The organism is Micromonospora parva (assembly GCF_040649675.1).
In the GTDB taxonomy this organism is placed as follows: domain Bacteria; phylum Actinomycetota; class Actinomycetes; order Mycobacteriales; family Micromonosporaceae; genus Micromonospora; species Micromonospora parva.
In genome coordinates, this window is sequence record NZ_JBEZFX010000001.1 from 456,810 (window position 1) to 469,155 (window position 12,346).

Sequence of the window (12,346 nt, forward strand, 5' to 3'; positions counted from 1 at the left end):
GGGTGCGGAGCGGGTGCGGAGCGGGTGCGGAGCGGGTGCGGAGCGGGTGCGGAGCGGGTGCGGAGCGGGTGCGGAGCGGGTGCGGAGCGGGTGCGGAGCGGGTGCGGGGTGCGGCAGCCTTTGGAGCTGATGCCGTAAACGATTCATCCACCGGGACGGCGTCGGGCGCCCAGCGCATCCGATTCGTTTGCGGCATCAGCTCCAAAGGGGTGCTGTGGCAGATGTGGGGGCCGCGCGGACGTCGCCCCGACGGGGCGGCCGGTTGTCGCGCCGAAGCGCGGCCGGACTTCACACCGAAGCGCGGCCGGACTTCACGCCGACAGGACGGGCGGGCGTCACGCCGACGGGGCGGCCGGACGTGGACGTCGCCGGCACTAGCCTGGGCAGCGATGGGTTCGTCGACCACGGAGGACCAAGGGACGCATGGCGTACGTGCTGCTGGGGATCGCGATCCTCGCCGAGGTGCTGGCGACCAGCCTGATCAAGAGCACCGCCGGGTTCACCCGCGTGTGGCCGACGGTGGCCTGCCTCGGCGGTTACGCGGTGGCCTTCGTCCTGCTCGCCCAGGCCGTCAAGGAAATCCCGGTGGGCGTGGCGTACGCCCTCTGGTCGGGTCTGGGCACCGCGGCCATCGTGGCGATCGGGGCGGTGTTCCTGGGTGAGTCGGTGGGGCTCGCCAAGCTCACCGGCATCGCGCTGATCATCGCCGGAGTGGTCATCGTGAACCTGGCCGGGGAGCACTGACCGGACCGGTTCCGGTGGTCGGGACCGACGCGGACCCGACCACCGGTCCGACGATCAGCTCGCCGTGCAGCTCAGCGTCGGCGCGCTGTTGGTGCCGGTCCAACTACCGAGGAAGCCGAAGCTGGCACTGGCCCCGGCGGTCAGCCGCCCGTTGTACTCGGCATTGCGGGCGGTCACGGTGGTGCCGCTGCTGGTGAGGGCCACGTTCCAGGACTGGGTGACGCTCTGGCCGTTCGCGAAGGTCCACCCGGCGGTCCAGCCGGTGATCGCCCTCGCGCCGGCGGTCACCCGTACCTCAGCCTGGAAGCCGCCCTGCCACTGGTTGGTCACCGTGTACGTCGCCGTGCACCCACCGGCCGGCGGCGGCGTCGTGGGCGGCGGCGTCGTCGGGGGCGGGGTGGTCGGCGGAGGGGTGCCGCCGAAGACGCTGGCCTCCCGGGCGGTCTGCCGGATGCCGTTGGCACCGTTGAAGAGGCGCTGACCCCAGTCGGTCAGGCTCGCCGGGTTGAAGTTGGTGGCCAGGTCGAGATACTCCACACCGCCGCCGTTACCGCTCCACGACCAGCCCAACCAGCCGATCCCGTTGGCCTGGCTGTACGCGAGGATGGTGTCCTCGTCCGGGTTCCCGTCGGAGTGGTTGAAGCCGAACTCACCGACCACGATGGGCAGTCCCGCGCTGCGGAACCGGCCCAGGTAATCGCTGATCTCCGCGGCGGTGTCGAACACGCCGTACATGTGGATCGAGAAGACCGTGTTACGGGCCGGGTCGGCGGCGAAGACCGACGCGGCGTTGTCGCGCATGGTGAACGACCAGTCCTGGCCCCAGTTCGGCGCGTCCACCATGATCGTGTGGTTCAGTCCGCCGGCCCGCAGCCGCTTGATCGCATTGGCGTTGTCGGTGGCCCAGGAGGCGTAGTTCTGGTTGCCGTACGGCTCGTTGCCGATGTTGACGATGACGTACTTTTCCTGACCGGAGAGGACATCGGCGAGGCTGAGCCAGTAGTCGACGGCGCGGGCCAGGGTGATCGCGCCGCTCTGCTCGCCGTACCCGGTGGTGTCGTGCACCTCCAGCACGCAGATCAGCCTGTTGGCCTTGCAGAGTGAGATGACGTTGGCGACGTCGGCGTTGGTGTTGCGGGTCCAGCGGTCGCCGCTGGAGAGCACCACCCGTACGGTGTTCGCGCCGAGCGCCTTGACGTCGGCGAACGAGCTGGTCTGCTGCGGGTACCAGGTGTGCGCGTGGTTGACGCCGCGCATGATGAATTCGGTGCCGTTGGCGTCGTACAACTTGCCGCCAGCGACGGAGAAACCGGCTGCGGCGTGCGCCGGCTGGCCGAACGCCAGCACGGTGACGAGCAACGCGAGCAGTGTCGCGCCGGCGGCGGAGAGTCGAGTCTTCATGGCCTTCCTCAGGGAGGAACCCCCGGTGCCCGACAGGGGTGGGACGTGACAGGGAAGGCGGCTGCAGCCCGGCAGCCGCGCCCGGCTCCCGGCGCAGGCATCAGCGTAGGGCGATGGGATGGTCATCGCAACCGGTTCAGTTGGCGGATCCGATGCCCGGACAGCCGCAACGGCCCACGCGGACGCAGGCCGTCACGGGGCGGTCATCCCCACCACAGGATGTGCGCCACACCCGGCTCTTAACCGGTTAAGAGCGACGGTAGGCAGGTGACTGCGATCCGTCAAGGACCGGGTCAGTCGAACCGGACGAGAGGGTTGACCGGCGCGCACCGGGGTATCCCGGGAACGATCCGTCGGTGAGAGGGGATACCAGGATGGTCAGCGTCGGCTACACCCTGATGAGCGAGCAGGCCGGGCCCAAGCAGCTGGTGGACCACGCGGTGCGGGCGGAAGCGGCCGGTTTCGACCAACTGGTGGTCTCCGACCACTACTACCCCTGGCTGGACTCCCAGGGCCACTCCCCGTACGCCTGGTCGGTGCTCGGCGCGGTCGCCCACGCCACCTCCCGCGCGCAGCTGATGTCGTTCGTGACCTGCCCGATCCGTCGCTACCACCCGGCCGTGGTCGCGCAGAAGGCCAGCACGGTCGGGGCGCTCTCGGACGGCCGGTTCACCCTCGGCCTGGGTGCCGGGGAGAACCTGAACGAGCACGTGGTGGGCGGCTGGCCGCACGTCCAGCAGCGGCACGAGATGTTCGAGGAGGCGTTGCAGATCATCCGTCCGTTGCTCAACGGGGAGACGCTGACCTTCTCCGGCAACCACTTCGACGTGCCCGACGCCTACGTCTGGGACCGCCCGGAACGGCCGGTGCCGATGGCCGTCGCCGCGTCCGGTCGACAGTCCGCGACGCTTGCCGCCGAGTACGGCAACGGCATCATCTCCACCGAACCCGACCGCCACATCATCGAGATGTACGACGACGCCGGGGGCGCCGGCCAGCCCCGCTACGGCCAGGTGGCCATCTGCTACGGCCCCGACGAGGCCGAGTGCCGCAAGATCGTGCACGACCAGTTCCGCTGGTTCGGGATGGGTTGGAAGGTCAACGCCGACCTGCCCAACCCGGACTCCTTCGCCGCCGCCACCCAGTTCGTGCGCGAGGAGGACGTCGCCGAGGGCATCTCCTGCGGTCCGGACGTGGACGCGCACGTCGAGGCGTTCGCCAAGTTCGTCGACGCCGGCTTCACCCACGTGGCGATCATCCAGGTCGGCGGGGAGACCCAGCCGATGTTCCTGGACTGGGCGCAGGAGCAACTGCTGCCCCGGTTGCGCGAGCTGTGAACCGAGACGTCGTCGACCGGCCGACCGGGTCGCCCCGCCGCACCTCCGTCGGCCGGTTCGGGCCGGCCGACTTGCGGCTCGCCATGGCAGCGCCCCGGCCGGCCGGCGGACTGACCAGCGAGTGGCGGCTCGTCGACGGGCTGCGCACCCACACCCGCCGCAGCGCCGACCCGGTGAACGGGGCACCGCCCGTGGTGCTCGTGCACGGCCTGGCGGTCTCGCACCGGTATCTCACCCCGCTGGCCGTCGCGCTCTCCAGCACCCATCAGGTGTACGTGCCGGACCTGCCCGGCTTCGGGCTCTCCGCGCACCCCCGGGGCGCGTACGACGTCCGCCGGCACGCCGAGCATCTCGCCGCCTGGCTGGCCGCGTACCAGTTGCCGCCGGTCTGCCTGCTGGGGCACTCGTTCGGCGCGGAGGTCGCCGCCGCGCTCGCCGCTACCCACCCCGACGCGGTACGCGCGCTGGTGCTGGCCGGTCCGACGAGTGACCCGGCGGCCCGGTCCCGACGGGCCCAGTTCGGTCGTTGGCTGGTGGACATCCCGCACGAGGCGCCGCTGCAGGCCCCGATCCTGGTGCGGGACGTCTGGAACGCCCGGCCCTGGCGGGTCCTTGCGACGCTGTCGCACTCGGTGCGTAACGCCATCGAGGCCGACCTCGTCCGGGTCGGCGTGCCCACTGTCGTCGTCACCGGCGATCGCGACCCGGTCGTGCCGCACCTGTGGCGGGACGAGGCCACCCGACTGGTGCCGGCGGCGACAGTGGTGGTCGTACCCGGTGCCGCGCACAACGTGGTCACGACCGCGCCGACGGCGGTCGCGGACGCGATCCGCCACCTGCTCGCCCCACGACCCACATCCACTGACAGGTGACCATCATGCGTTTCGGCAACACGGAGATCCGCCCGCTCGGCGGTGGCCTCGGCTGCCTCCTGATGATCCTCTTCTCGATCGTCGCATCGGTGGTGCTGACCGTCCTGCTGAACCTGGTGCTCTGAGGCCGCACCCCTCAACGGCGCAGGCCCAGGGCGGTGAGCACCTCCCGGGCGCCCAGCCGGGCCGGGTCGAGCACCGAATGGCGGACCCAGCGGGCCACCGGCACGACGGTGGCCCGCCACACCGCCCTGAGGCCCCGCGCCACCGGCACGACCGTCACCGACCAGACCCACCGGAGGCTGCGCAGCAGCGGGCGCACCGTGTGCCGCCACAGCCAGCGCAGCCCTGTCCCGAGTGGGCGCAACACCAGACGGTAGAGCTGTCGCAGCAGCCAGCCGGCCGTCCGCCACGCGCCGAGCACCGCGGCGACGACCAGCCGACCTGACCCCGCGACGAGCCACCAGAGCCCGCGCAGGAGCCCGACGAACGCGGCACTCAGCGCCCTGTCGAGCGCGCCGACGGCACGCCGCAGCAGCCGTCCGACGGGGGTGAGCGCCGCGCCCAACCAGCTCAGCGGCCGCAGGACCAGGCGCTCGGCGAGCCACGCCAGACCACGCCCCAGCGCGACCAGTGGCGGACGCAACCCTCGACGGGCCAACCAGACCAACGGCATCCAGATCACCGTGCGGGCCACCCACGCGAGTGCGGACGCCAGCCAGACCAGCGGCAACCACACCAGAGTGCGGGCCACCCACGCCAGCGCACGCCCTACCCACACCAGCGGCAACCACACCAGGTGCCGGGCACACCAGGCCAGCGGCAGCCACACCACAGTGCGGGCCACCCACGCCAGACCACGGCCCACCCAGACCAGCGGCAGCCACACCAGGTGCCGGGCACACCAGGCCAGCGGGGGCCAGAACAGCCGGTGCAGCAGCCGGCCGGCAGCCGCGATCAGCTCCCAGAGCAGGCGTACGGGCAGCACCACGACCAGCGCCACACCGCGCGCGACGGCCGCGACGAGCGGAAGCGCGACGGCGGCCGGCTGCTCCGTTGCCGAGACCAGCGGGTCGCCGGCCGGATGCGCCATCGTCGGCGCGGCCCGGTGCTCGACCGACGGACCGGGCAGCGGCGGGCCAAGGGGGTGGCGGTCGGTCACGGTGGCACGGTAATCGGCCCGCGCCACACCGTGGGGGCGGGCCGCGCGAGGCGGCGGACGGCCGGTCAGCCGGCGGACAGCTCCACTGTGGCGAGCAGCGGATAGTGGTCGGAGGCGGTGGCCGTCGCATCGTCGCGGACCACCCGACAGTCGTGCAGCCGTTGCGCCACAGCGGTGCTGCCGAGCAGGTAGTCCAGCCGCATCCCGGCGAACTCGGCCCCGCCCAGCCGGGTGGGCACGGTGAGGCCGTCGGCCTCCGGTGCGTCGACGTTGCCCGCCGGCCAGAGGTCGACGAGGCCGGCGGCGAGCAGCCGGGCGATCGCGCGGGTGTCCACCGCACCGCCGGAGCGACGCAGGTGCCGCCGCCGGTAGAGCGTGGGCATGCCGGCCAACCGGGCGGTGTGGTCGACTGTCGGGTCGAGCGCGTTGAGGTCACCGGTGACCAGCGCCAGCGGCCCCTCGTTGCGGCGCATCGCCGCGACCAACCAGTCGACCTCCATCCGCCGTCGACCCCCCGAGTACGGGTAGAGGTGGGTGCCGAGCACGGTGAACGGGCCGGCGGACGTGGCCACCACGACGCGGGCGGCGGCGTGGTGGAACGGGCGGCGCACCGACCCGGCGTCGACGACCCGGTACGGCGGCCGGACCAGCACCGCCACCGGCTGCCCGAAGCAGGACCGGGCCAGGTGGGGCGTCATCCCCACCCGGCCCGCCACGGTGGCCAGCAACCCGTCCCGGTCGAAGCCGCGCAGCTCCTGCAGGGCCAGCACGTCCGGTGCCTGCTCGTTGATGACCTGGACCACCTGATCCAGCCGGTCGGGGCCGCCGCGATCCCGACCGCCGGTGCGGATGTTCCAGGTCATCACCCGCAGCACGACGGCGACACCTAGTCGGCTCGGCCGGCCCGCGCCAGCTCGTCGTCGAGAGTGTCCACGTCCTCCGACTCGATGGCCGGCTGGTTGCCTTCCTTCAGGTCCTCGTTGGGGCGGACCACCAGGTAGAGCAACCCGATCCAGAGCGCGGAGAGCAGGATCGCGCCCATGAAGTCGGTCGGGTGGTGCATCCCCCGGTACATCCGGGAGGTGGCCACCCCGACCGGCATGATCACGGCCAGCGCCACGAAGAGCCACCGCCACCACCGGTCGGTACGCGGGAAGACGATGAGGGTGATCGCCAGCCAGACGCAGATCGTGGCCGCGATGTGCCCGGACGGGAACGACGAGGTGGGCATCTGCCCGTCCAGGTTCTCCACCGGCGGACGCGGCCGGTCGACGACGTGCGCCGACGCCAGGAAGAGGGTCAGCTCACCCACCATCGCCAGCGCCACGAAGAGCACCGGACGCCAGCGCCGCCACACCGCCAGCACCAGCGGGCAGAACACCAACGAGATCAGCAGGATGGCGTGGGTGTCACCGAACTTGCTCCACCACCAGCTGACGTCGGTCAGCACCTCGGTGTGCCGCTCGGCGAACCACTGCGGCACCTCGGTGTCCAGGGTGTCGAAGAAGGTGCCCTTGGCGTGGTAGCTGACGTACGTGCCGAAGGCGTACAGCGCCCCGAACACGATCACCCAGCCGACCAGCAGCTCGGCCACCGCGGAGCGGGGATGGGCCAACACGTGTTCCTCGGCGGGAGCGGGGGCGATGTCGTGCCCCGCCTCCGGCTCCAGGCCCTCGGTCAACGGCGGCACCGGCCGGCCGCGCTCGCGCCGCCACAGCCGGAAGGCGTACGCGGTGACGCCCAGCCAGGCGGCCCCGAGCAGCCAGGCGCCCAGCACGTCGGAGACGAAGTGCACGCCCAGCGCGATCCGGGTCAGGCCGACCAGCACCACCAGCACACCGACGCCGACGATGGCCGGCTTGCGCCAGCGGGGCGCCATCGCGGGCAGGAACACCAGCAGCAGCGCTCCGTACGCGACGAACGAGCCGAGCGCGTGCCCGCTCGGGAAGCTGTTGCCGGGCGCGCTGGCGATCGGCACGTCCACCACCGGACGGAGCCGGCCGACGAGCGTCTTCAGCGACGGGTCGAGGATCAGGCCACCGACCCCCGTGATGATCAGGTAGACGGCGAGCCGGGGTTGCCGCCGGATCAGCAGCCCGACCACGGCGATGGTGACCAGCCAGATGAGGATCGGCCGGCCGCCCAGGTCGGTCACCGCCTGGAGCACGGTGACCAGCGCGTGGTGCGGGGCGACGAGCCCGTTGAACCACTCGGCGAGCGCGTGGTCGGCGTCCTGCAGTGGGCTCCACCGCACCCGGACGAGCAACAACAGCAGCCCGAAGGCCACGCCCGCACCGGTGACGGCCACCAGGCCGGCAATGCTCCGTTCGGCGAAATGACCGATCGGACGGCGCGCCACCTCTTTGACCGCGGTCACCCCGCACCTCCCTTGTCGGCTCTGGCGAGGCGCTTTACCCGATCCGCGTCCGTTGTACACGCCGGTGCCGCTAGAGGGCCGACATGTCCCCGGTGTCGTACAGCTCGGCGCGGTCCGGGTCGGGCTCCCACAGGTCCGGTTGGGCGGGCTCCCGCACACCGATGCGCAGCGCCTCCAGTTGGGCGGCGAAGGCCAGCCCACCGAAGAGGGCCATCCCGGTCAGGTTCGCCCAGAGCAGCAGCGCCATCATGCCGGTCAACGCACCGTAGGTCTGCCCGAAATCGTCACTGAACCGCACGTACGCGGCGAGCAGCAGGCTGGCCAGCCACCACAGGGCCGTGGCGATCCCGGCGCCGAAGAACAGCCAGGAGAGGCCGGGCTGGTTGCGGCGTGGCGCCTGCCGGAACAGCACGGCAACGGCGAGGACGGTCAACGCGAGGCTCAGCGGGAAGCGGACCACGTTCCAGATGCCGTTGGCGACCTCACCCCACTCGTAGTGCTCCCGTACCGAGTCGCCAATCGCGCCGCCGCCGACCAGGATCAGGAAGCCGGCGAGCGCGGGCAGACCGGCGGTGACGGCCAGCACGGCGGCGCGGACATATTTCCGCAGCGCCGGGCGGTCCCGTTCGACCCCGTAGATGCGGTTGGCGCCCCGCTCGATCTGGGCCATCGTGGTGGTCAGCGCGAACAGGCCGGTGAGCAGACCGAGGGTGAGTGCCAGCTCCCCGGCGTCCTCCACCCTTTCGCCCTCGCCGAGCAGCTCGCCGACCATCTGCGCGCTCTGGCCGGGGGTGACCGCCAGGACGGTGTCGGCGACAACCTGGCCGCCCTCCTGGACACCCAGCTCGCTGATCAGGCCGGTGAGGGCGATCAGGAAGGGCACCACGGCGAGGCACAGCTGCAGCGCGAAGGCCCGGGAGTGGCTGAACCCGTCGCCGTAACGGAAGCGGATGAAGGCGTCCCGCAGCAGGTGCCAGCCGCCCTCGCGACGCAGCGTGTGCCAGGCGTCGTCGGCGGACAGCTCCTCGTCGGCCATCAGCCGGGTCTCCGGCACGATGCGGGTGCTACTCACGACGCGCTTCCTCGATCAGCTGCTCGCCCCGCTCTCCGGCGCCCTGCGCGTCGACGGCCAGGTCGGGGGCGTCCTCGGGCTGGGGGACGCAGAGCCAGAGCGCCTGCGGGCGAACCTCGGCGTGCAGTTGCCGGCCCGGTGTGATGAGGTCGCCGTCCAGCTCCCGGGGCTGTGCCCGGTTGCTGGTGACCACCACACGCCGGCCCCGGAACACCTCCATCTGTGGCACCCGGCCGCTGCGACGGACCACCGCCCAACCGAGCGCGAGCCAGTGCCGCAGGCTGCGCGGGGTGAGCACGGCGACGTCGAGCCAGCCGTCGTCCGGCTCGGCCTCGGTGAGCAGGCGAACCCCGCCCTGCAGGCGGCCGACGTTGGCGATCAGGACCGAGCGGGCCCGGCGGCGCAGCGGCGGGCGGTCGTCGATGCGGATCTGCACCCGCATCGGCCGGTCCCGCAGGTGACGGGCGGCACCCATCACGTACGCCGGCCAGCCGATGCGGGCCTTGGTGGTCTCGGAGGTGGCGTCGAGCATCTGGGCGTCGAAGCCCATGCCGGCCATCACTGTGAAGTACTGATCCTCGACCGCGCCGACGTCGAGCAGCCGTCGGCCGCGTTCGACAGCGACCTCCAACCCGGCGGCCAGGTCGGTGGAGAGCCCCAGGTTGGCGGCGAGCAGGTTGCCGGTGCCCTGCGGCAGCACGGCGAGGGCCACGTCGGTGCCGACGAGCGCGCTGACACAGGACATCACGGTGCCGTCACCGCCGCAGGCGAAGACGAGGTCGACGCCGGCCTTGACGGCCTGCTCGGTCTGACCGCGACCCGGGTCGTCGACTGTCGTCTCGTACCACTGCGGCGCGGGCCAACCGGCCGCGGCCAGGGCGTCGTCGACGGTGCGTCGCAGCTCGTCGAGATCGTCGACCTTCACCGGGTTGACCACCACGGCGGAGCGCAGCCCGCCGTCGCCGCCCGCGGGCCGCCTGTCCTGTCCAGCATCCACGGCGTCAGTGTGCAGCACCCGGACGGCTTCAGCGACCCGGCGAACGTCTGGCGTCGGAAGTGCCACAGACAGGTTTCAAGACGGTTCCACCCGTCAGGCCGCCGCCCGCAGCGCGACCTCCACCCGCCGGCGCAGATCGTCGAGGTCGATCCCGGACTCGGTGAGCACCAACGCGCCCAGCCCGCCGCCCTCCCGCAGCACCCCGAGCAGGATGTGCTCGGTGCCGATGTGGCGGTGGCGCAGGCGCAGGGCCTCCCGCAGGGACAGCTCCAGCGCCTTCTTCGAGCGGGGCGAGAACGGGCCGCCGAGGTAGCGCTTTCGCCCCCAGCGGCGGCGCGGCGCCGGCACCGCCTCCCGTAGTGCGTCCGGGCCGAACGACTGCTCGATGCGGGCCACGATCGCGGCCAGGTCGATGCCGATCTCCCGCAGGGCCGCCGCGTCCGCGTCGCCCAGACCGGCGCCGCCGCTCACTGTGTGCCGGCGGATGCGTTCGCGCAGGTCGTCGGCGCGCACCCCGGCGTCGGCGAGCACCCTGCTGGCCAGGCCCGCGTCGTCGGCAAGCAGGGCGAGCAGCAGGTGCTCGGTGCCGACCGGCCGTTGACCCTCGGCCCGTGCCTCCTCCAGAGCCCGCCGCACCACGTCGCGCGCCCGGTCGGTGAACCGTTCGAACATCACGCCTCCCAGGATGAGTTGACCGCCGGTCGCCCGGCGTGCTTCTTGTGCACTGCCTGTCGGCTGACCTCGAGCGTGTCGGCGATCTCCTGCCAGGACCAGCCCTGTCGTCGGGCGTTGTCCACCTGGACCACCTCGAGCCGCTCGAGCAGCCGGCGTAGCGCGCGGACGGCACGCAGCCCGACCCGGGGGTCGGTGCTGCCGGCTGCCGCCGCGAGTTCTGTCGCCTGACTCATGCTGTCAACATACGTTGACAGCACTCGCCGTGTCAACTCTGGTTGACGAGAGGTGGCCGAAGCCGATCCGCCAGGGCGATCGTCCGACTACCCTCGGTCAGGGGACAGCTTGGTCGTGCCGGGCGCGACGCCCGGGAGGTGATATCGGATGGCCGCACCCGCCGACGCAGCGGTGCTGGTCGGCCTCGGGTCGGAACTCGACCTTCCGGTCGTCGAACAGGCCGCGCAGGAGGCCTCCGACCACGGCCGGCCACTGCACCTGCTGAACACCTTCGACTGGCGCGCGGCGTTCGACGCGGACACCGTCGCCGCACCCCGCGACCAGGCCGAAAAGCTGATCGCCCGCGCCGCCCAGCTCGCCCACCAGACCGAGCCGGGGCTGACCGTACGCGGGGAGATCGTCGAGAGTGCCATGCTGCCCACCCTCATCCGCCGCTCGGAGGCTGCCTTCCTGCTGGCCGTCGGCGACAGCGGCATGGCGGGCAGCGGTCAGTGCGTTCCGGCCGAGACGACCGCCGTGCAGTTGGCCGCCCGGGCCGGCTGCCCCCTGTTGGTGGTCCGGCGTGAGCCGCCACCGCAGGGCCCGGTGCTGGTGGGGGTGGACGGCTCGCCCAGCTCGCACCTCGCCCTGCAGTGGGCCGTGGAGTGCGCGGCCCGCCGCGACGCCCGACTGCTGGCCCTGCGGGTGGTGGAGTACGACGAGGACACCGACGCTGTCGCCGAGCAGCTCACCGAGGCACTGGCCCGGCACACCGGCCGCGACAACACCGTGCCGACCGAGTGTCGCGTGGTACGCGGCGACCCCGCCGAGGTGCTGATCGACACCTCCCGCCACGCGCAGGTGGCACTGGTCGCCGCCCGCGGCGACGAACCGGGCCGGGCCATGCTGGGCGCGGTCGCCCAGTCCCTGCTCTACCACTCCCCCGCCCCGGTGGTCGTCGTCCGCGGCCTGGCGAAGAAGCCGCTGACCGGGCCCACCACTCGCCTGGCGCGGCGCAAGCAACCCTGACCCGGGGCGTCGCCGGCCGCGAGGGCTCCGCGCCTCAACGGTGGCTGACCTGGGGCGAAGCCTTCGTCGTCCCACGGCTGTGGCGCACCGTCGATGACGACGGGACGGCCGGGGGCTGCCACGCCTCCGCCCTCCGAGTTCCAACTCGTCACCCAGAGCTTCGCCGCCGTCGGCGAGCATCACCGCCACATCCACCACGACCCGACCCGGTTCATGCACCGGCCGGCGTTGCCGCAACCCGGCCAGCGCGTCAGCGAAACCGCTGCTCAACCCGGTGACTTCAGCGATGTCGGCCAGCAGGCGGGGCCGGCATGACCGACCAAACCGCGCCCGCCACCAGAGACTGCAACCCTCGGACGCGTACCGGTACTCTGCACTCTGAAGTGCCTTCCGTGACAGACGATCAGGACCCTCGACAAGTCCCATCGTTCCAGATCAGAAGGCACTTTCGCGTTCCCGGCCCACCC

12 protein-coding genes and 3 pseudogenes are annotated in these 12,346 nt (G+C 72.2%); 5 read left to right on the forward strand and 10 right to left on the reverse strand.

The annotated features are described in order from the left end of the window. The first annotated feature begins 423 nt into the window (after nucleotides 1–423). Nucleotides 424–744, forward strand: coding sequence for a DMT family transporter (locus tag AB0C03_RS02000; protein WP_030333555.1), 321 nt, complete (start codon nucleotides 424–426; stop codon nucleotides 742–744). Nucleotides 745–798: 54 nt separating this feature from the next. Here AB0C03_RS02000 and AB0C03_RS02005 read toward each other — a convergent pair whose 3' ends face one another. Then, nucleotides 799–2,145 (reverse strand): cellulase family glycosylhydrolase, encoded by a 1,347-nt coding sequence (locus AB0C03_RS02005; RefSeq protein ID WP_210866985.1) that lies wholly within the window; start codon nucleotides 2,143–2,145, stop codon nucleotides 799–801. 374 nt (nucleotides 2,146–2,519) lie between these two features. Between AB0C03_RS02005 and AB0C03_RS02010 the strand changes: the two genes are divergently transcribed. The 3 genes from AB0C03_RS02010 to AB0C03_RS02020 are packed head-to-tail and all read left to right on the forward strand — an operon-like array spanning nucleotide 2,520 to nucleotide 4,479. Continuing rightward, a complete protein-coding gene (locus AB0C03_RS02010) occupies nucleotides 2,520–3,482 on the forward strand; it encodes a TIGR03557 family F420-dependent LLM class oxidoreductase (RefSeq protein ID WP_030336047.1) in 963 nt (320 codons plus the stop codon). After that, nucleotides 3,479–4,354: an alpha/beta fold hydrolase gene (locus AB0C03_RS02015; protein WP_030336049.1), complete on the forward strand. Its 876-nt coding sequence runs from the start codon at nucleotides 3,479–3,481 to the stop codon at nucleotides 4,352–4,354. The genes AB0C03_RS02010 and AB0C03_RS02015 overlap by 4 nt, the downstream gene beginning before the upstream one ends. Further along, on the forward strand, nucleotides 4,351–4,479 hold the full coding sequence (locus AB0C03_RS02020; protein ID WP_256443305.1) for a hypothetical protein: 129 nt from the start codon (nucleotides 4,351–4,353) through the stop codon (nucleotides 4,477–4,479). Before AB0C03_RS02015 ends, AB0C03_RS02020 begins: the two co-directional genes overlap by 4 nt. An 11-nt stretch (nucleotides 4,480–4,490) precedes the next feature. On the opposite strand, the gene AB0C03_RS02025 is transcribed toward AB0C03_RS02020, so the two are convergent. The 8 genes and pseudogenes from AB0C03_RS02025 to AB0C03_RS02055 all read right to left on the reverse strand — a co-directional run bounded on the left by AB0C03_RS02025 (nucleotide 4,491) and on the right by AB0C03_RS02055 (nucleotide 10,870). Beyond that, nucleotides 4,491–5,516 carry a hypothetical protein gene (locus tag AB0C03_RS02025; protein WP_156057855.1) on the reverse strand — a complete coding sequence of 342 codons (1,026 nt, stop codon included), beginning with the start codon at nucleotides 5,514–5,516 and terminating at the stop codon, nucleotides 4,491–4,493. Between the two features lie 65 nt (nucleotides 5,517–5,581). After that, the gene (locus AB0C03_RS02030; RefSeq protein WP_030336054.1) at nucleotides 5,582–6,391 is read right to left on the reverse strand and encodes an endonuclease/exonuclease/phosphatase family protein; all 810 of its coding nucleotides are present in this window, start codon (nucleotides 6,389–6,391) and stop codon (nucleotides 5,582–5,584) included. 11 nt (nucleotides 6,392–6,402) lie between these two features. Next, nucleotides 6,403–7,893 (reverse strand): phosphatase PAP2 family protein, encoded by a 1,491-nt coding sequence (locus tag AB0C03_RS02035; protein ID WP_357633622.1) that lies wholly within the window; start codon nucleotides 7,891–7,893, stop codon nucleotides 6,403–6,405. A 70-nt stretch (nucleotides 7,894–7,963) separates the two neighbouring features. Beyond that, nucleotides 7,964–8,965 (reverse strand): YihY/virulence factor BrkB family protein, encoded by a 1,002-nt coding sequence (locus AB0C03_RS02040; protein WP_030336058.1) that lies wholly within the window; start codon nucleotides 8,963–8,965, stop codon nucleotides 7,964–7,966. Next, nucleotides 8,958–9,962: a diacylglycerol/lipid kinase family protein gene (locus AB0C03_RS02045; RefSeq protein WP_357633627.1), complete on the reverse strand. Its 1,005-nt coding sequence runs from the start codon at nucleotides 9,960–9,962 to the stop codon at nucleotides 8,958–8,960. The genes AB0C03_RS02040 and AB0C03_RS02045 overlap by 8 nt, the downstream gene beginning before the upstream one ends. Before the next feature lie 93 nt (nucleotides 9,963–10,055). After that, nucleotides 10,056–10,262, reverse strand: a pseudogene (locus AB0C03_RS32270) (Clp protease N-terminal domain-containing protein); the annotation flags it as partial. Between the two features lie 186 nt (nucleotides 10,263–10,448). After that, nucleotides 10,449–10,634, reverse strand: a pseudogene (locus AB0C03_RS32275) (Clp protease N-terminal domain-containing protein); the annotation flags it as partial. Further along, a complete protein-coding gene (locus AB0C03_RS02055) occupies nucleotides 10,634–10,870 on the reverse strand; it encodes an HTH domain-containing protein (protein ID WP_030336062.1) in 237 nt (78 codons plus the stop codon). The pseudogene AB0C03_RS32275 and the gene AB0C03_RS02055, both read right to left, overlap by 1 nt. Before the next feature lie 148 nt (nucleotides 10,871–11,018). Here AB0C03_RS02055 and AB0C03_RS02060 point away from each other — a divergent pair, with 148 nt between their 5' ends. Then, nucleotides 11,019–11,879 carry a universal stress protein gene (locus AB0C03_RS02060; protein ID WP_030336064.1) on the forward strand — a complete coding sequence of 287 codons (861 nt, stop codon included), beginning with the start codon at nucleotides 11,019–11,021 and terminating at the stop codon, nucleotides 11,877–11,879. Between the two features lie 147 nt (nucleotides 11,880–12,026). Here the strand turns inward: AB0C03_RS02060 and AB0C03_RS02065 are convergent. Further along, a pseudogene (locus AB0C03_RS02065) lies at nucleotides 12,027–12,276 on the reverse strand (IS1380 family transposase); the annotation flags it as partial. Nucleotides 12,277–12,346: the final 70 nt, after the last annotated feature.

What these genes read in the sequence shown, in the direction of transcription:
- AB0C03_RS02055 (WP_030336062.1), bottom strand. Translation starts at nt 10,870, where the DNA reads ATGAGTCAGGCGACAGAACTCGCGGCGGCAGCCGGCAGCACCGACCCC.
- AB0C03_RS02000 (WP_030333555.1), top strand. Translation starts at nt 424, where the DNA reads ATGGCGTACGTGCTGCTGGGGATCGCGATCCTCGCCGAGGTGCTGGCG.
- AB0C03_RS02060 (WP_030336064.1), top strand. Translation starts at nt 11,019, where the DNA reads ATGGCCGCACCCGCCGACGCAGCGGTGCTGGTCGGCCTCGGGTCGGAA.
- AB0C03_RS02005 (WP_210866985.1), bottom strand. Translation starts at nt 2,145, where the DNA reads ATGAAGACTCGACTCTCCGCCGCCGGCGCGACACTGCTCGCGTTGCTC.
- AB0C03_RS02010 (WP_030336047.1), top strand. Translation starts at nt 2,520, where the DNA reads ATGGTCAGCGTCGGCTACACCCTGATGAGCGAGCAGGCCGGGCCCAAG.